The sequence below is a fragment of the Terriglobia bacterium genome (assembly GCA_036496425.1).
Classification (GTDB): Bacteria; Acidobacteriota; Terriglobia; order 20CM-2-55-15; family 20CM-2-55-15; genus 20CM-2-55-15.
In genome coordinates, this window is sequence record DASXLG010000070.1 from 21,540 (window position 1) to 40,719 (window position 19,180).

Below are 19,180 nucleotides of genomic sequence, written 5' to 3' on the forward strand. Positions count from 1 at the left end.
GGCTGGAAGTTTAATTTATCATCAAGGGTGGATAGCGACGGGAAACCGGCCGCAGAACGTCCGTTATTTTGTTCCGGCCGTCGACCTGCGCGCGGATGACTTTTCTGTCAAAACTACGACTCTTTGATACACACGACATAGGCCGTTATTGGGAGCACATGCCCGCGGTGGAGTTCGAGCCTGGAGCCATCAAAGTCAGAAAGCACCTTGTCGCCATCGACGAAGAGATTGTTCCCAAGCTCGATCGCATCGCGAAATCGAAAAAGATGTCTTCCGAATCGCTCATCAACAAGTGGTTGAGAGAGAAGCTTTCCAGAGCGGGATAGGCTTCACGGCGCTTTGCACAACGGAACCCGCGTGTCATACATCGCACACCTCTCGAGCGGGCGGCAGTGCCTGCCGATTGGCCGCGTGGCAAGTTGCTGAAAGCCGTGCCGAAGTAGAACAAGTCGTTCTTGTCTATGCATTGCATATACAATCTGGATTAGGCAATGTTCGAATGGGACCGGAATAATCTGCGAAAGATTCGGACGCATGGAATCACGCAGGAGGAGCCAGAACAGGCGCTCCTTAACAATCCGATTTCGATCTATGAACAAGATGTGGAGGGTGAACGCCGCTTCGTATACTACGGAGGAACCACCGCAGGCCGGCTGCTGGCTGTCATCGTGAAGGAAATCGGCGATAAGCTGCGGGTGGTGACCGCTTACGATCTCGACGCGGGGCAGCGGCGGGACTACACCGATAGACGCGCAAAAGGGCAGTAACGCAATGAAGAAGAAATCTCTTAAAATGCCGAAGTTCCGCAACGAGAGCGAAGAAGCGGATTGGTGGGCCAGCCCGGCCGGGCGCACTTATGTAAAGCAGAGATCCGCTCAAGCTCAATCGCAAAAAACCAAAGGGATGGGATCGAGCCTGGTTGCGGGGTTGAATAAAAAGGGCAGCGTGCAGATCGCCATTCGTCTGCCTGAAGCCGACCTTGCGCAGGCTCGCAAACTCGCTGAACGCAAGGGTATTGGCTATCAAACGCTGCTGAAAATGCTCGTCCGGGAGGGCCTTGTGCGGGAATCCCGCCGCAGCTAACGAAGATTTATCCCCGCGTTGAGACCGGCCCGCACGGGGGAATTCGGCTTCTTCTGCATGTGACCATGCCAAACCTATCGCTGCCGTTCGGAACAGCCGCGGGCTTACTTTTTCCCATTTTGCCTTCTCTCAGTAACGGTCATATCCCTAACAATGCGATGATTCGTCGCCGAATCCTCCGCGCCAGTTGATGTAGTTGTGATTGCCGTTAAATTCGCGGTATTTCACGGCGTATCCTTTGGCGACGAGCATATCGCGCATCCGGCGGTTAGGCTCCAACTGGACTTCTGACGCGCCTCCGGCGCTGAGGCATGCAGTTAACTTTCAGATCTCCATCGCGGCTGTGCTGTCGCCGAAGGATTCCCGCGGCACGTCGAGCTTGTGGAGAACGGCGAGCAGCAGGTTGGACATGGTGGTGTCCTTCGGATTGCGCAGATGACGGCCGCTTTTCAGCTTGCCGGACGCGGAGCCGGCAAGAATAACCGGCAGCGGCGCGTGATTGTGCTGGTTGCCGTCGGCCATTGCGCTGCCGTAGAGCACCATCGAATGGTCGAGCAGGCTGCCGTCGCCGTCCGGCGTGTTCTTCAGTTTCTCGAGCAGATAAGTGAACACGGTCACGTGATAGCGGTTCAGGACGGCAAACTTGTCCATGTTCTCGCGCAGATTGGAATGATGCGAAAGGATGTGGAACGCGTCGCGGATTCCGCTTTTCGGATAGACCGCATTGCTGAGTTCCTTCGCCATTAATAACGTCGTGACGCGTGTGAGATCCGCCTGCCAGGCCAGAACCCACAGGTCGAACATCAATTTGATGTGTTCTTCGAAATCCTTCGGAATACCTGTCGGAGCGGCGGGCACATTCAGATCCGAAGAGACCTGGGCGCCCGCTTTCTCGATGCGCCGTTCGATTTCGCGCAGGTCATTCATGTATTGATCGACGCGGGCACGGTCGCTGGCGGAAACCTTCTTGTTTAGCGCATTCACATCGCCCATCACCGAATCCAGCAGGCTCAGCGACTGTTCGCGGCGGGCGCGGCGCAGTTCATCGGTGCTGCCGTCGCCGAACAGGCGTTCGAAAACCACCTGCGGATTGTTCTGCATCGGCAGCGGCGAAGTCGCACTCTGCCACGAAAGCGTGTCGCGATAGGCGCAGCTCAACCCGTCGCCGCAGCTCAGGCTCGCATCTTCGATACCGAGTTCGAGCGAAGGCATCGCCGTATCCTGGCCGATCTTCTGGGCGGCAACCTGGTCGGCCGTCACTCCAAGGTAAGCCTGGGGACCCGAGCGCGCTTGCGCGCCGCTGAGATAGGCGGCAGCCGAGCGCGTATGGTTCGAAGTCGCCGATCCGCCGCCGTAGGCCTGCGGATGGCTCATATCGCTGACGATGTTGATGCGGTCGCGATACGGTTTCAACGGTTCGAGGATCTCGGAGAATTCAAACGTGGCGCCGTTGCCGGCCGGCGTCCACTTGTCCATCGTGGCGCCGTGCGGGAAATAAATCGCGCCGAAACGCGTCCGCACTTTCGCGGCGGCCGTCTGCCGCAGCGGCGTTGCCGCAGGAACCATGGATTCCAGAAAAGGCAGCGCGATCGTAACGCCCGCTCCGGTCAGGAAGGTGCGCCGTGAAAGATGCTTTTTCGTGATGAACATTTCCCGTCTCCTGTCTACGATTTGAGTTTCTTCTGAAACGCGTCGCTCTGCACGACTCCGAGCACCAGCGACGAAAATTTATAATCGTTCTGAGCGGCCCGCCGGACAATCGTCCGAACCGCCGGCATGTCGTAGTATTGCACCGTGCGGCCCGTAGCATAAGTCAAAAGCTTCTGCGTGGCCGTGGTTACGAACCTGTCCTTGCGCGACAGCAGCGCGTTCCGCAGGTCGGCGACGCCGTTCAGCTTTGTCCCATCAACGAGTTGCCCCGACGAATCGATCGGCGTTTTACCGTCGAGCGTGCGCCAGGTTCCGACCATATCGAAATTCTCCAAGGCAAAACCGATCGGGTCCATGATCTTGTGACAGCTCGCGCAGGGCTCGACTTTCCGGTGCAGCTCCAGCCGCTGCCGCAACGAGGTGACCTTCACCTGCTCGGCATCCTTTTCCAGATTCGTGTCGATGCCGGGCGGCGGTACCGGCGCCGGCGTACCCAGCACGTTTTCGAGAATCCAGCGTCCGCGCGTCACCGGCGAGGTGCGCGTTCCAACCGAGCTGACAGTCAGGAAAGAGCCCTGCCCGAGGATGCCGCGCCTTGGACTCGAGGCCTCCAGAGTCACGCGTCGGAAATAACTGCCGTGGATATTCGGAATGCCGTAGTGCTGCGCGAGGCGTTCGTCCACGAACGTGTAGTCGGCATCGAGCAGCGTCACGATGCTGCGGTCCTCCCGAATGATGCTGTCGAACAGCATCTCGGTTTCGCGCTTGAACGCCTGGCGCAGATTGTCGTCGAAATTCTTGGCGGACGTTTCCGCCTTGGCCAGCTCACGCAGTCCCAGCCATTGTCCGCCGAAGTTGGTGACCAGCGCTGCGGACTTCGGGTCGGCCAGCATGCGCTTCGTCTGCTGCTCGAAGACTTTCGGATCGCTCAGCCTGCCTTTGATCGCAACGTCGAGAAGCTCATCGTCCGGCATGCTGCTCCACAGGAAGAACGACAACCGCGATGCGAGCTCGAGATTGCTGAGCCGGTAGACGCCGCCTGCGGCCACGGTTGCGGGCTCGTCCTCGATGCGATACAGAAATGCGGGAGCCACCAGTATCCGCGCGATGGCTTCCTGAATGCCGGTCTCGAAGTCGGAGTCCTTGCGTCCATGCTGATAGAAACTCATCAGCTTGGTGAGTTCGGCTTCCTGCACCGGGCGGCGAAATGCGCGCCGCGCAAGCGTGCTCACAACCTGGCGGGCGCAGGCGGGTTCCTCGGCCAGGTTCGCAGGCCGGCAAACGAAGATGCGCTTGCGGCTCGGCGAATCGCCGGCGCCGGCTGGATTGAACGGCCCGTTGATCACGATCGTGTTGACGCCGCCGGCCGGATTGAAGAGGCCATTGACGCGAAAATCGGAATACGCTTCATCGACGCCGGCGCCGCGCTGCCGGTCGATCAGGGCGGCGCCGATCGTATGCGGCCCGGCGGCAATCGCAAGCCGGAAGTTCCGGGTGTTACGCACACCGATCCGGTTGCCGTCCACCGTAATGTCGGTCGTCGCCCCGCCACCGCCGATGCCGCCGCCAACCGTGAAGTCATACTCGGCATCCATCGGAAACGTATGCTGGACCAGCATGCCGCCGCGCGTTCCGAGCGGCAGCCCTTCAATATGGCGATCCTGGGCGAAGGCCGGAGGCGCGTTGTACGTCGCCTGCGACGGAATCAGCGTCCGGTCGCCGACGGCGCGCCGCGAAATTTTCATGGCCGCGGAGATATATCCCTGAATCAACGAAGGCGAGGTTCCCAAGGCGTCCGCGATGTTGTCAAAACCCTCAGTCGCGTCGTCCTGCGGCAAAAGCGCCGGCACATCCACATCCAGCGCGAGCAGGTCGCGGATCACGTTCGCATATTCGGTACGGTTCAGACGATGCAACGCCGGCGTGCCGGGATTCGGATGCAGCGCGGCCGCGCTGTCGAGGCGTTTCTCGATTTCCGATGCGAAGGCGTCAAGCTCGGCGCGCTCCGGACGGCGCGCTCCGCTCGGCGGCATCATCCCGGTCTTGATCTTGCGGACAACCTTTTCCCAGGTGGCGGCATCTTTCGCGATGTTCGAGTAGTCCATGCTGTCGAGCATGAGACCGGCGGTCTTCGCGCGCTGATTGTGGCAGCCGACGCAGTATTTCGTTGGCAGCGCGTTATCGAGCGGCGGCGCCTGGGCCGCGAAGAGGGGGACGGAACACAAGAAGCACAAAAAGCACAAGATTCCCGGGAACCGATTTTGCTCTTTCTTGTGCCTCTTGTGCTTCTTGTGTTCCATTTCCCTAGTTGGCTTTCGATTGAAGTTTATTGATGAGCTCGATCGAGCTGGGTTTCGCTTTCGCCGGATGCGTGGCGAGGAAAACGCCTTCGGCCCAGTTGAGGGTTGTGCGGCCTTCGTTATCCTTCAGGTCGAGACGCGCGCCTTTGCTGACAAGCCACTCGAGGATCTCGTCGGAACCGCGATTCGCCGCGCCCATGACGGCAGTAATGCCCATCGAATTCACATCGTTCACGCTGAGTCCGAGATCGAAGCAAAGCTTCACGGCCTCGAGGAGATTCTTCTGGCCCTCGTCATAGGTCTGATCGACAACCCAGTTCACGCCGGCGGCGGCCATTAGCGGAGTGGTTCCTCCAAATGTCGCGATTTTCGGATCCGCACCGGACTTCAGCAGCAGGCGCATGACGGTAACATCGCCGGAATAGGCCGCGCGAAGGAATGGCGTCTGGCCAGTAAAGTCGACCCATTCGAGTGTGCCGGTCGTGCGGAGCATGAAGCGGCGGATCGGAATACTCTCCTTTGTCCGGGAATTCGGATCGGCGCCTTTGTCGAGCAACGTCTTGATGAGGTCCAGGACAGGTTCGCGTTCGATGCCGTTTTCAAATGTTCCATTGTCTTCGTCCATGTTGCGGACTTCGACGGCGGTCCATAGCGGCGTGCGCCCATACCAATCGCTGACGTTGATCCTGGCGCCTTTATCGATCAGAAATTGCGCCGTCGCCATCTGGTCGTCGGCGATGGCCATCAGCAGCGGCGTGATTCCGTTCGGATCGGCCTTTTCGAGATCCGCGCCGGCATTCACCAGGAGCTTTGCGGCGTCGAGCCGCCCGTCGCGCGCCGCATAGAGCAACGGCGTGAGACCGCCGGGAATGAAATATCGCGAGCCGCGCGCCGGCAGTCCGCCGCGGATGATGCCGATGCCGTGACCGAAGCCGGGCACGGAATTCGGAAGAATCCAGCCCGGCGTTTCGCCGGTCCGGGTCTGCGCATTCACGTTGGCGCCATGTTCGACGAGAAGCCCGGCGACATCCGGATGATTTTCGCGCACAGCGATCATCAACGCGGTCTGCTTGTACAGCGGGTCTTCGGTGTCGACCTTCGCTCCGTGATCGAGAAGGGCGCGGACGGTTTCGAGATCCCCAACCTTGGAGGCCGTCATCAATGCGGTCTCGCTCGTCGGATCGGTCGTATTGGGATCGGCGCCGGCATCGAGCAGCAGCCTGGTCATCGCGGCGTTGCCGTTGGAGCACGCAAGGTAGATCGGAGTGACGCCGTAGCGGTCGGCAAGCTTCACGTCCGCGCCCGCCTTAATAAGGAGACGCGCGGTTTCCAGATCGTCGACGCGCACAACCCAGTGGAGCGCCGGAGTGCCGTCGGTTCCAGGCGCGTTGACATCGACCTTTTGATTCAGCATCGAGCGGACGGTTGCCATGTCGCGGTGCGCGGCCGCATCCGCCAGGTTTCCATAAGCGATCAATGACGCCAGCAGGATTGAAGGGATCATAATGGTGTCCATTTTATAAACATTGCGAAACGATTGCACGCAGAAAGCCAGTGTGCCAGCGCGGCCGGGCGGTCCGCTGATCAAGCCGCAGCTGCGCTATTGCCTGGTCAGCTGAAAATCGCCCTGCTCGCCATCATGCGACCAGGTTCCCGCCATTTTATTGCCTTCAATTTTGCCATCGACAACGTAATGGACCGTCCGGCCGTTTGCCTGAGCATCGAATTGGATGTTGATGGCGCTCATCTCCGGCTTGAAAACGGCCTGAGTCACATCAAGCGATCGAGTCCCCGCCTGAACCGTTCCGCGAAGTGTCGTATTGTCCCATTTCAAATCGAGAGTGATGGGATCGCGCCGTTCGGCATTCGGGCCGTAGTCGCCGGTCCATCGTCCGCTTGGCGGCGCCGTTGAAGGACCGGCCTTCGGACCGCAGGCCGCTAGCAGCATGAATATCGATATCGAACAAACGATTTTGAGTTTCATTGCTGCCGTCAGAATCGAGTATTTTCGCAACATCAGATCTCCGCAATAACTCCGGTACTGTCCCCGATTTTTTCTGCCGGGACTCCAGCCTTATGCAGGATGGTGAGCAGAAGGTTCGAATGGGTGGTCAGTTTTGCCAGTTTGATGTGCCTGCCGCCTTTGACGGTACCGTAAGCCCCTCCCGAGAGAATCATCGGCAACGGGCTGTGATTGTGTTCGTTGCTGTTGCTCATGCCACTGCCGTAGAGAACGAGCGCGTGATCGAGCAGCGTTCCATCTCCGTCCGGAGTGGCTTTGAGCTTCCCGAGGAAATAGGCCAGCATGCTGTGATGGTATGCATTGAGTTCCGCGAACTTGTCCATATTGGCCCGTACGTTCGAATGATGCGAGAGATTGTGGAAGCCGTCGCGGATGTTGGTTGCGGGATATACCGCATTGCTGACCTCATGAGCGAGCATCAGGGTTGCAATGCGGGTGATCTCGGCGCGGAAGGCGAGCACCTGGAGATCAAACAGCATTTTGATGTGATCTTCGAAGGCATCCGGCACACCCGCCGGAGTATCCGGCACATCCAACTTCGCTGCCTCCAGCTTCTGTTGCGATTTCTGGATCCGGCGTTCGATTTCGCGCACGTCATCCAGGTAATCGGTAACCCGTCCTCGATCGCCGGCCGGAAGCTGCCGCTGCAGGGCGCCGAGCTGGTCCGTTACGGAATCGAGCAGGCTGCGTGCTTCTTTGCGCCGCGCATTCCGTTCGGCCTCATTCGAGCCGTCACCGAAAAGTTTTTCGAAGATGACCTGCGGATTGTTTTCCATGGGTAGTGGAGAGGTCGCGGACTGCCAGGCGATGGAATTCCGGAAGGGGCTGGTCAAGCCGCCCTCTTCGACCGTCATTTCGATGGACGGCAGAGGCGTATCCTGTCCAATCTTTTTGGCCGCCATCTGATCGGCGGATTCTCCGAGAACCGGACGCGGCGTCTCTTCCGGCTTGGCCCCTGTAATAAACACGGCCGATGAATTGGTATGGTTGGCGCCGGCTGAGGCATCTTTGCCATACGCCATCGGCGCATAAGTGTTGCTGATGATGTTGACATGGTCGCGGAACGGTTCAAGCGGCTTCAGGATGGGTGTAAATTCAAACCCTGCGCCTTCGGTTGCGGGCGCCCATTTGTCCATCGTCACACCGTGCGGGAAATAGATGAAGCTGAGCCGTGTCCTGGAATTTGCGGCCGCTGTCAATGGCGTCTGGGCCGGCAGCATAGACTCCAGAAAAGGCAGAGCCAGCGTGACGCCTGCACCGCGTATAAAGGTCCGTCGCGAAAGATGTTTTTTGGTGATGAAGTTCATTGTTTCGACTCCTGTGGACGGTCGTTAACCGCTCCTGCAATTTTGGGCGCCGTTTGCTCTTTTGCGCGCATCTGGAAAGGTACGCTCTTGACTACACCCAGAACGAGCGATGAAAAACGATAGTTGTTGCGCTCGGCCTCCCGGGCAATGCTCCGGACTGCCGGCATGTCATAAGGTGTCGTTGCGCGGCCGATGGCGTAGGTCATGAGTTTCTCGGCAGCGACCGTGACAAACACGTTCGAACGGCTGAGCAGCGCGCGCCGCAGGCTGGCCGGCCCGTCGAGCTGCGTTCCATCGACCATCTGCGCTGTGGCATCGATCGGGACTTTGGAATCGGTCTCGCGCCATTTGCCTGTCAGATCGAAATTCTCCAGAGTGAATCCAATGGGATCCATGATGCTGTGGCACGAGTTGCAGACCGGGTTCTGACGGTGCATTTCCATGCGCTGCCGCAGCGTCTGAGGTTCGGGTCCATCCGATGGTTTGTCGAGATTGACCTCGACTCCAGGCGGCGGGTTTGGAGCTTTTGCTCCGAGCACATTTTCCAGAATGAACTGGCCGCGCTGAACCGGAGACGTCCGGTTGGCTGCCGACGTCACCAGCAGTATGCTCGCTTTTCCGATAATGCCGCGGCGGGGATCGTCTTGCGGCAAGGTGACACGCCGGAACAGGCTGCCTTTCACATTCGGAATCCCATAATGCCGCGCCAGCCGGTCATCGACGAATGTGTAATCGGCATCGAGAATATCGATGATGCTGCGATCTTCGCGAATGATGGTTTCAAAGAACAGCTGCATTTCGCGCTGCAAGGCGAGACGCAGGTTGCCATCGAAGTCCGGAGACTCGGGTTCGGCATTGTCCAGTTCGCGCACTCGCATCCATTCCATCGCGAAGTTGTCCACCAGCGCTTTGGATTTCGGATCTTTGAGCATCCGGCGGGTCTGCTGCTCGAGCACTGCCGGGTTCGAAAGCTTTCCCGCGATCGCGAGATTCAGAAGCTCGTCGTCCGGAATGCTGCTCCACACAAAGAATGCCAGCCGCGTTGCGATTTCGAGATCGTTCAGACGATACGGCGTACCGGCAGCGAGATTCACAGGCACATGCTCCATCCGCAAAATGAATCGCGGATCGACCAGGATGCGTGCGAGACCCTTTCGGATGCCATCTTCGAACGAACCTTCGCTCCTGCCTTCCTGATAGAAACGAAGCAGCGTTTCCATGGCAGGATCGTCATCTTTTATGGGTTGTTTGAACGCCCGCGTTGCGAGCGTCCGAAGAATCTGTTTGGCGCACGGAATTTCATCGGCCGGTTTGGCCGCTGTACAGCCGAAGATGCGGCGGCGGCTCGGTGTGCCGCCGGGACCGGCCGCGTTGAAAGGACCCGTTACCGTTATCGTCGAAATGCCGCCACCGCCGCGTTCCGGCGCGCTGAACACGTCGTCCAGGCCTGCGGTTTCCGCCGCGCGGACCGCTGCGGCGCGTATGGTGTGCGGACCTGCTGGAATAGCCACGCGTATGGCGCCGCGGCCGGTCACGGGAACCGCCTGGCCGTCGATCGTCAGATCGATGCGGCCGTTGCCGGCCCGGATTTCATATTCCGCATCCAAAGGAAAGTTGTGTTGCGCGACCATTCCACCCTGAGTTCCGAGAGGCATGCCGTCGAGATGACTGCGTTGCGACAGGCCCTTCGGCGCGCGATAGGCTACCGGTGTGGGCGGGGCGGACCGGTCGCCTACCGCAAGACGGCTGATCTTCATGGCGGCGGACAGATAGCCCTGGATCAGCGAGGGTGATGTTCCAAGAATGTCCGAAATGTTGTCGAACCCGGCACTGCTGCTGTCGCTGGGAAGCAATGTCGTCACGTCCACGCGCAGATCGAGCAGATCACGAATTGCGTTCGCATACTCGTTACGGTTCATCCTGTGCAGGGAAGGCGATCCCGGATTGGGATGCTGTGCCGCAGCGCGATCGAGACCGGTTTCCAGCCAGGCCGCAACGCCGTCCAGGGTTGCACGATCCGGCCGGGAGGCGTTTTTCGGCGGCATCATTCCGGTTCGAAGTTTCCGGACGACAGCTTCCCAGACCGGCACGTCGCTTTCGACGTGACTCAGATCCTTGATATCCAGCTCGAGATTGGCCGTCTTCGCACGCTGATTATGGCAGGTGAAACAATACTGTTTCAGAACTGCCTGGACGTCCGGCTGCGACAATGGCGCGCCTGCGGCATAGGAACTGATCAGACAAACAACAATGAGCAGGTATAGACGATAACGCATCATTGTTTCGCCGCGGCCTGGCCGTTACCGGTGAGTTTTTGAATGAGAGCCATCGTGCCCGGCTTCGGCACCGCCGCATGCGTCGCCAGGAAAATTCCTTCGGCCCAGTTGAAAGCGGTTCTGCCGGTTTTGTCCTTCACATCCAGACGCGCACCCTTCGAGACGAGAAACTCGATGATCGCGTCCGACCCGCGATTTGCGGCGCCCATTGCGGCAGTCAAACCCATCGAATTTGCCGCATTCACATCCAGGCCGAGCTCCGAACACAACTTGACGGCCTCGAGCAGCGCCGGTTCGCCCTCGGTGTATGTCTGATTCACGACCCAGTTCACGCCGGCCGCGGCCATCAGCGCATTCGTGCCGCTATAGGTCGTTATTTTCGGATCCGCGTCGTGTTTCAGGAGAAGGCGCATCGTTGAAAGGTCTCCCGACAGGGATGCAAGGATAAATGGCGTCTGGCCTGTAAAATCGACCCAGGCCAGTGAGCCTCCGAGCAGGTACATCCAGCGGCGGAGCGGCGCAACTTCTTTGACGCGGATGTTGGGATCCACGCCGCGATCGAGAAGATACCCGATGAAATCCAGGATCACTTTCCGGTCATCCTCATTGACCATGTGCTGAAACGTGACGTAATGCAGGTCCACGTTCCGCATTTCGATGGCCGCGAACAGCGGAGTCCGTCCGTACCAGTCGACCGCATTGATGTTCGCCCCGCGATCGATCAGCATCCGTGCCATCTCGATGCGGTTATTGCTGATGGCCATGAAGAGGGGCGTGATCGCGTTCTTGTCGACGGCGTTTACATCCGCGCCGGCTTCGATCAATGCCTTTGCGGCATCGAGATGTCCTTCACGCGCCGCGTACATCAAAGGCGTCATATCGCCTGGAATGGGCGCGCGATATCCCTGGTCCGGAAGACCGCCGCGAATGATCCCGACGCCATGCGACCCGCAGCCGGCCTTGTCGATGCAGGGCAGTTTCGGCTCCGGTGTGGCGCCCGTTCTGGTGCGGGCATGAACGTCTGCGCCACGGGCCAGAAGAGCCCGGACGATTTCGGCATTCCCGGTATCGGCGGCGAGCATCAGGGGAGTAAGCCGGAGTTGGGGTTCTGCAGCGTTGGGGTTGGCGCTTGAGGAAAGAAGCGCCTGAACAGATCCGGCCGCTCCTGCGCGGATGGCAACCATCAAAATCGATTCGCCGGTTGCGCGGTCGATCTGGTTGGCATTGGCTCCCGCAGAAAGGAGTGCGCGGACCATTTCGGGATCGCCATTCTGCGCCGCCAGATAAAGCGGCGTGACGCCAAGCCGGGTCTCCGCATTCGGATCCGCACCGGCCCGGAGCAACAATGTCGCGACTTCGAGTTCGTCGGCGCGCACAGCCCAGTGCAATGGCCGTGTGCCGTCGGTGTCGGCGGAATTGACGGCCTCCTTTGTCGATCCTTTCGAGACCAGCGAACGGACGCCGCTCCAGTTCGCCGATCGCGCTGCATCCAACAGTGCGATATCACCTGCGCCCGCCGCCAGGCATGCGCCGGCTGCAACGATCAGAACGAGAAATGCGTTTCTCACCAACCGAATAGACATACCGCCTCCAGCTCGCTGTCGTTTGCGACACATTTCCAAATGGATATACCACCTGCACCATAGTCCCGATCGTCCCTTGAATCCAATATTTTCGTTCTGTTCTCCGTCCATGCGCCGATTATGGCCGGAGGTCTATGTGGCCTTCAACTCGAGCATGATCCGGTTGTTGTCGCGGAAACGCACGACACCGGGCTCGTCGTCCGAGGGGAGAATCTCGACGCCGATTTTCTTGAGGCCCGCAATCACTGCAGCTCTATCGAACGGCCGCACCCTGATGCAGAAGTGTTCGATGGCCGGGGACTGACCGGCGGCAACTTTCTGGAGTCCGATCCGAGTACCCTTCTTCAGATTCAACCACAGCCGCTCGGGATTACGTTCGCGCGCACCGTCCACGTCTTTTCCGTATACGAAGTGGTAATAGGGCAGTGATGCGTTGATGTCCCGGACGTTCAGCACCACATGATCCAGACCCAGGGGTGTGACAAGCCCGTTCATTTCGACCGCAAGCTCGGATGGTACAGCTGCTTTGACGACGCCGGCGGGTGGCTGGAAGAGTTGAAGCTCGAGATCGTCGGGATCGGGCCACATTCCGAAGCTGCCCTGGGCGGTTTTATACCCGGCCGCTTCCATTTCCCGTGCCACGGCATTGCGGTCATAGTGTTCCGCCAGTGAGCAATAATGGCCGATTCCTGTCGGCCGGGTTCCCCCCGCGCCGATCGCGATGTATCCGACCTGCCGGTCCTCAGGCAGCTCGCCCAGCAGAATGAAATAGCGGATCCCGCCCTGAAACGGCTGCTGGTGGAGCTTGGTGCGGAATACCTGCATATAAAATTTGGCGCTCACAGCCGTGTCGGGTACGACGATATCGAGGTGTTCGAGTCCCAGATTCTTCAGCGGCAGTGCCGTTGCCGCGGATTGTGCCCGGACGGATGCCGCCGGCGCGAACAACGCCGCGCCCATGCCTGCAATAAACGATCGACGCGTTTGGCTCATAGAAAGTACCTTTCAAAATCCTTAATCTAAACTTCACAGACACCAAATTGTCTTTCCCTTACGATTTCAATTCGGTGTCTGTCCCCAGAACTCCCTCATTCATTACGTAACGCAATCAACGCGCTCCTACATATGCATCACAAACCGCGCGCGACGAATGCTGAATTTCCAGCCTTCGGAGGTTCGAATGAATTCGTCTTCGAATTCGCCGATACGCTCCTCCGCCTTCTCATTCCCTGTCGCCGAGTAGACCACGGCGTATGTGATTCCGCGCGCCCGATCCGCGGAGTCGACCGTGATCCGGATATTGCTGCAGACGTGCCGCGTCATGCGGCCCGCGGGACGCGAACGATAGGCCTGCAGAATCGCCTCGCGGCCGATGGGATCGCCGCTCGGGCGATGCATGATTCCATCAGCCGCAAAAAGCGCCGCGAGCGCTTCATATTCCTGATGATCGCTGAAATACGCAAAGTCCAGAACCAGACGCTCGCACGCCCTCTCAATCGTAAGACTGTCCATTAGCTCTCCACAGCCGCTTCGACGCCAGTTCCGCGCCCTCGACAAGCGCCCTCAATTTCTTGAATGAGATCCCGGCATCCATTTTACCGATCCCCGCGAATGTTCCAAAACCGCAGTCGGTTCCCGCAATGACGCGCTCGCGTCCCACGATCTCGGCGAACTGGCAGATCCGCTGGGCCACGAGCTCGGGATGCTCGACGTAATTCGATGTCGATGTGAGCACGCCGGGAATGAGAATCTTATCCTCCGGAACGCGGGCTCCCTTCCACACGGCCCATTCGTGAGCGTGCCGCGGATTCGAGGCTTCGAACTGAATCGCCTTGGGCTTCGCTCTCAGGATAATTCCGATGACTTTCTGCAACGGGATGTCGTGGTCGTGCGGTCCTTCATAGTTGCCCCAGCAGACGTGCATCCGCAGCGAGTCCGCCGGAACGTTGCGGAGTGCGTGGTTCATCACCTCAACCTGATGCTCGGCCCGCTTCAGGAATTCGGCTTCCGTCAGGTCCTGAAAACCGGTGTGGCGCGCCATCGCCAGGTCGGGACAGTCGAGTTGCAGAACGAATCCGGCGTTGACAATCGCTTCGTATTCGATCCGCATCGCTTCGCCGATCGCTTCAACATAGGCCGTGTGGGTGGGATAAAACCGGTTCGGCTGAAACGCGGAGACCACGCCCGGAGATGCGGCATTCAAGAACGCATCGTGCGGACGATGCTCCTTCACGGCGGAGTGGAACCGCGCGATGTCTCTCTCCAGATCGGCATGGCCCGCAAACCGGATCTCGCCCGTACACGACTGCCGCTTGAACGTCTGCTTGCCCGCAAAAGCCGCCATCCGCGACCGGAACTCCGGATACGGTTGAAGATCCAACGCAATCTGGCGCGGGCTGTCGCCCGCGAACCCGGTGAGCCGATCCTTTATATATGTCGCATAACCGATCTTCGACGTCTCACCGTCACTGACGACGTCGATGCCGGTTTCGACCTGGCGCCGCACGGTATCCGAAACCGCCTGGGCCATCACGCGATCGAATTCAGCGGTATCAAACGGTTCACCTGCCTCGCGCTTGAACAGCAAATCCACCACGCCTTGTGAGCGCGGGAGACTGCCGACATGCGTGGTGAGTATGCGATCCGAACTGAGCTTCATAAAAAGGAGCGAGTATACACGCTGCCGCGCGCCATCCGCGTCATCTGCGGCTATAAATACTCCCTCTTTTCCGAATTTACGTTGACAACAACTCTGTAAGTGAATTTAATGGGCGCAAATTTCCGGTTAAGAGAATTTCAGGTGGAGGACTCTACGATGAAACGGTTCGCTCTCGCGGTGGCTCTGTTTTTGATAATTCTTCCGCTTCCAGCATTCGCGCAATCGAGCAATGCGAATCTCAGCGGAACGGTAACGGACGCTGGAAAAGCCTTCATCCCCGGAGTAAGCGTGTCGGCGGCGAACACGGAAACGGGGGTTGTCTCAACTGCAGTAAGCAACGAGACCGGAACGTACTCGATTCCCAGCCTGCTGCCGGGAACCTACAAAGTCAGCGCGGAGTTGCCTGGCTTTCAGACCCAGACCTATACCAATGTGCAGCTCGGAAATGCCGGACAGCTTCGATTGAACTTCACGCTGCAGGTGGCTTCGTTGAGTACCGCCGTCGAAGTGACCGTTGAAGCCGATCGGCTGCTGCTGGAATCGACATCGTCTGTCGGCGCCGTGCTTCCGCAAAGGACGGTGGTTGACCTTCCGATCACCGGAGTCATGGGCAACGATGCGGTCAGTGGCCTGATTGGAACCCTGCCGGGCATCAACCTGTCCAGCGATCTGGTCCTCGCAGCCAACAGCACCATGGCGGCCGGCGTCAGCGCCGCCTATGTCAATGTCACGCGGGACGGGGTTGACGCCAGCGCTGCGGGACGAAACGCCGCCGGTTTCCAACCGGCCACGATCATGAACCCGGATATGGTCGGCGAGGTCCGCATGGTCACCTCACCGGTGGATGCCGAACTCGGCCGCGGCAATTCGCAGGTTCAGGTTCAGACGCGGTCCGGAACGAACCAGTACCGCGGGGCGTTGGTCTATAACATCCGGAACAGCGCCATCGAACCCAATTCCTGGGCCAACAACCGCGTACAGCCGACCCCCATCATTCCAAACTGGACAAACCTCAATGAATACACCGGAAGCGTCGGCGGGCCGATCATTAAAAATAAAACATTTTTCTTCTTTTTATGGGACGGCCTGCTCCCGTCGACACGAGCCAACGTCAATGCCACCGTACTATCGCCATGCGCACGAAATGGCATCTTCCGGTACTTCGACGGCTGGCAAAGCGGCAATTCGCAGGCGGTCACCACGACAGGCGGCGCGACACCCGTGACCGCCACCGTCGATCAGGCCGGCAATATCCTGACTCCGGCGACCAATGCGACCGGCACCGGGCCTTTCACCGGATCTCTCCATTATGTGAGCGTGTTCGGTAAACTGCCGGCCACCCTCCCCGCAGCAAATGCGGACTGCTCCAACATCTCCGCGCTCCTGCAGCCGGGAACCAGCTGGGATCCCAACCGGACACAGATCGATCCGACCGGATATGTCCAGAAAATATTTGGCGTGATGCCGGCGGTGAACAATTATCGAGTCGGGGACGGCTTGAACACTGAGGGATTTCAGTGGACGCAGAGCGCACACGGCGCCAACAATCGTTTTGCTTTCGGCTCTGCAGAGGTCCGGAAACAGCTCAACATCCGGATCGATCACAATTTCAACTCCAAAAACAAAATCAACGGCGGATGGAGCTTCGAACGCGACCACGCGGACTACGCCCAGCCCCAGTGGCCAACCCAATTCACGGGCGTCGCGCACCACCAGCCGCAAGTCCTGACGGTGAGTTTCACGTCCACGCTATCGGCGACGTTGCTCAATGAAGCCCGATTCGGAATGCGCCGGATTGGGACCAATACCGCACACGCGTTGGCAAACCCGGCAACCATGAAGGCAGCGCTTGCTTTTATCCCCAACGTGCAGGGGACACCCGTGCTTCCACAGTTGGGCATGAACGCCGTTGGAGCCGTGCAGGACATCTGCATCTGTGGCGGGCAGCCCCTGTTCCAGGGGGAAACGGGGGGTACTCTTTTCAATGGCAATATCTCCGAAAAGACCCCGCTGTTCACTTATGGCGACTCGATAACCTGGACGAAAGGCAAACACACGTTCAAAGGCGGCGGCGAATTGCGCTTCGGGAGTTCACTGTTTGGCGACGACATTGAAGGCGGAAACTTCAGCTCCTTCGCGCGTGCCTTCGGCGGGGACTCGCCGCTGGCGCCGACCCAAAACATCGACAGCACGCATCAGCCGGGACTCCAGGGCACATCCACCACTGGAGCTCAACTGTATATGCGAAGCCTGTTGTCGCTGCTCTCCGGCTCGCTCGCCCAGGTGACCCAGCTGGATTGGCTGGCTAACGCCACAGACACGAAGTTTTCCGGTTACCAGACGGCCGCTCAGAGGTTTCGTCAGGTCAACCAGAACGAGGCTTCCCTTTTCTTCAAAGACGATTGGAAGTTCCGCCAGTCCCTGACGCTCAACCTCGGCCTGCGCTGGGATTATTATGGCCCGGCATGGGTTTCCAATGGTTTGACGGCCGTTCCCGTCGGAGGCGGTAACGCGCTGTTCGGATATTCCGGCCGGGGTTTCCAGAACTGGATGCAGCCCGGACAACGCGGTGCCAACACTCAGATCCAATTGGTTGGACCGGGCTCGCCGAATCCCGGGATCAGCGCCTGGTCCAAGGACTACCACAACTTCGGTCCGGCAGTGGGATTTGCCTGGCAGATCCCTTACTTTGGAGCCGGGCAGACCACTCTTCGCGGCGGCTATCAGGTCAGCTTTCTGCCGGGAGGGGGCGGGCGGGTTTCGACTCTGAATGGCATTCTCGCAAATCCGCCGGGAAGCTCCTATGACGCCAGTATCAATCAGGCTCCAGGGCTGGAATACCTCGATATGACCAAACTGGCCAGCCTCGTTCCGGTAAACGTTCCGATCAAGCCGCTGCAGCCGGTTGATGTCACGAACCGGAGCGTGGGTCTGTCGGCGCTGGACCCCAACTTGACGAACCCTTACGTTCAGAACCTGACGCTGAATCTGACGCGGCAGGTTGGACGAAACCTGACACTGGACGCCCGCTACATCGGAACGCTGAGCCGGAAGCTATACGGAAGTATCAATCTCAACTCGCCCGATTTCCTGTACAACGGATTGAAGGAAGCCTTCGATGCCGCGCGCAGCGGGGGAGAATCGCCGTTGCTGGACCAGATGTTCAAAGGAATCAACCTTGTCGGCGGCGCAGGGACTGGACCGGTGGGAACTGTTGTCGGCGGCGTTCTGCAGACCGGAGCTGGTCAGCTTCGGGCTGACACGGCCAGTTTAATCCGCAACAACCTGGCCAATGGAAACTATTCCGCACTCGCCAGCACGCTCAATACATTAAATTATGCTGGGAGTAATAATCCCACTCTGCCGGTGATTCCGACCAACGTCTTGGGTGCTGTGCTGCGTAATAGCGGATTATTCCCGGAGAACTTCATCGCGACCAATCCGCAGTTCACCAGCGCAACCTGGCAAACAAATCTCGGCAACACCAACTACAACTCACTTCAATTCCAGTCGACGCTACGGCCGACCGCCGGCGTCAATCTTCAGGCAACCTACACCTGGAGCAAGCTTCTTGGACGCAGCGGCACCTTTACGAATCCCGTGGATCGGGGCCCGGATTACACGCTGCAAACGGGCGACATCCGGCATGACTTCCGCACCAACGGCATTTTCAACGTGCCGATCGGACCGGGCCAACTGCTGCTCGGAAAGAGCTCGGGTGTTCTCGCCCGGTCGGTCGCGGGTTGGCAGATGGGCTGGATCGTTGATCTGTCGAGCGGGGTTCCGACGAGCATTAGCGCGCAGAGCATGCTTTATGCGAACGGCGTTCCCGATAGGGTTGGGCCGTTTAACCCGCATGCCGGAAAAGTCCAGTGGCAAAATGGCGCCCTCGCCGGAAACTTCTTCGGCGGCGCTTACAAAACGGTTGCGGACCCGCAATGCTCCAGTATCGCGTCCAGTCTGCAATCCCTCTGCACACTCACAGCCGTTGCGAATTCCTCAGGGACCGTCGTCCTGCAGAATCCGAAACCCGGAACCCGGGGCAATCTCGGCCAGAACGTCATCGAAAATCCCGGGATGTGGACTTTGAACACGTCCATGAGCAAGGCATTCAAGATCAGGGAAAGCAAAACCCTGAGATTCCGCATGGATGCCACAAACATCCTGAACCATCCGACTCCCTCCAACCCCACTCTGAGCATCAACAGCGCTCCGTTCGGTAACATTGCCTCGAAATCCGGCAACCGCCAGTTCCAGGCTGTAATGCGCTTGGAGTTTTAACAAGAATTAAGGGGACAG

Annotated in this window: 14 protein-coding genes; 4 read left to right on the top strand and 10 right to left on the bottom strand. The window is 59.0% G+C overall.

All coding sequences use genetic code 11. The features are described 5' to 3' along the window. Positions 1 to 95: 95 nt before the first annotated feature. The 3 genes from VGK48_04840 to VGK48_04850 all read left to right on the top strand — a co-directional run bounded on the left by VGK48_04840 (position 96) and on the right by VGK48_04850 (position 1,083). Positions 96 to 326 (top strand): CopG family antitoxin, encoded by a 231-nt coding sequence (locus VGK48_04840; protein HEY2380490.1) that lies wholly within the window; start codon positions 96 to 98, stop codon positions 324 to 326. 165 nt (positions 327 to 491) lie between these two features. Further along, complete coding sequence (locus tag VGK48_04845; GenBank protein ID HEY2380491.1) at positions 492 to 767, top strand: DUF4258 domain-containing protein; 276 nt, start codon at positions 492 to 494, stop codon at positions 765 to 767. A gap of 4 nt (positions 768 to 771) precedes the next feature. Next, the gene (locus VGK48_04850) at positions 772 to 1,083 is read left to right on the top strand and encodes a CopG family antitoxin (protein ID HEY2380492.1); all 312 of its coding nucleotides are present in this window, start codon (positions 772 to 774) and stop codon (positions 1,081 to 1,083) included. A gap of 324 nt (positions 1,084 to 1,407) precedes the next feature. Here VGK48_04850 and VGK48_04855 read toward each other — a convergent pair whose 3' ends face one another. From VGK48_04855 to VGK48_04900, 10 genes are all read right to left on the bottom strand, one after another. Next, entirely contained in the window at positions 1,408 to 2,733 is a 1,326-nt protein-coding gene (locus VGK48_04855; GenBank protein HEY2380493.1) for a DUF1552 domain-containing protein, read from the bottom strand. Between the two features lie 14 nt (positions 2,734 to 2,747). Then, on the bottom strand, positions 2,748 to 4,958 hold the full coding sequence (locus tag VGK48_04860) for a DUF1592 domain-containing protein (protein HEY2380494.1): 2,211 nt from the start codon (positions 4,956 to 4,958) through the stop codon (positions 2,748 to 2,750). Between the two features lie 79 nt (positions 4,959 to 5,037). Beyond that, a complete protein-coding gene (locus tag VGK48_04865; GenBank protein ID HEY2380495.1) occupies positions 5,038 to 6,537 on the bottom strand; it encodes an ankyrin repeat domain-containing protein in 1,500 nt (499 codons plus the stop codon). Between the two features lie 96 nt (positions 6,538 to 6,633). Further along, on the bottom strand, positions 6,634 to 7,050 hold the full coding sequence (locus VGK48_04870) for a hypothetical protein (protein ID HEY2380496.1): 417 nt from the start codon (positions 7,048 to 7,050) through the stop codon (positions 6,634 to 6,636). Beyond that, on the bottom strand, positions 7,050 to 8,363 hold the full coding sequence (locus VGK48_04875; GenBank protein ID HEY2380497.1) for a DUF1552 domain-containing protein: 1,314 nt from the start codon (positions 8,361 to 8,363) through the stop codon (positions 7,050 to 7,052). The genes VGK48_04870 and VGK48_04875 overlap by 1 nt, the downstream gene beginning before the upstream one ends. After that, positions 8,360 to 10,642 carry a DUF1592 domain-containing protein gene (locus VGK48_04880; protein ID HEY2380498.1) on the bottom strand — a complete coding sequence of 761 codons (2,283 nt, stop codon included), beginning with the start codon at positions 10,640 to 10,642 and terminating at the stop codon, positions 8,360 to 8,362. The genes VGK48_04875 and VGK48_04880 overlap by 4 nt, the downstream gene beginning before the upstream one ends. Beyond that, the gene (locus tag VGK48_04885) at positions 10,639 to 12,222 is read right to left on the bottom strand and encodes an ankyrin repeat domain-containing protein (GenBank protein ID HEY2380499.1); all 1,584 of its coding nucleotides are present in this window, start codon (positions 12,220 to 12,222) and stop codon (positions 10,639 to 10,641) included. The genes VGK48_04880 and VGK48_04885 overlap by 4 nt, the downstream gene beginning before the upstream one ends. Before the next feature lie 132 nt (positions 12,223 to 12,354). Beyond that, the gene (locus VGK48_04890; protein ID HEY2380500.1) at positions 12,355 to 13,215 is read right to left on the bottom strand and encodes a hypothetical protein; all 861 of its coding nucleotides are present in this window, start codon (positions 13,213 to 13,215) and stop codon (positions 12,355 to 12,357) included. A gap of 126 nt (positions 13,216 to 13,341) precedes the next feature. After that, the gene (locus VGK48_04895) at positions 13,342 to 13,734 is read right to left on the bottom strand and encodes a nuclear transport factor 2 family protein (GenBank protein HEY2380501.1); all 393 of its coding nucleotides are present in this window, start codon (positions 13,732 to 13,734) and stop codon (positions 13,342 to 13,344) included. Further along, positions 13,715 to 14,881 (bottom strand): cobalamin-independent methionine synthase II family protein, encoded by a 1,167-nt coding sequence (locus VGK48_04900; protein HEY2380502.1) that lies wholly within the window; start codon positions 14,879 to 14,881, stop codon positions 13,715 to 13,717. The genes VGK48_04895 and VGK48_04900 overlap by 20 nt, the downstream gene beginning before the upstream one ends. A gap of 156 nt (positions 14,882 to 15,037) precedes the next feature. On the opposite strand from VGK48_04900, the gene VGK48_04905 reads away from it, so the two are divergent. Next, entirely contained in the window at positions 15,038 to 19,162 is a 4,125-nt protein-coding gene (locus tag VGK48_04905; protein ID HEY2380503.1) for a TonB-dependent receptor, read from the top strand. Positions 19,163 to 19,180: the final 18 nt, after the last annotated feature.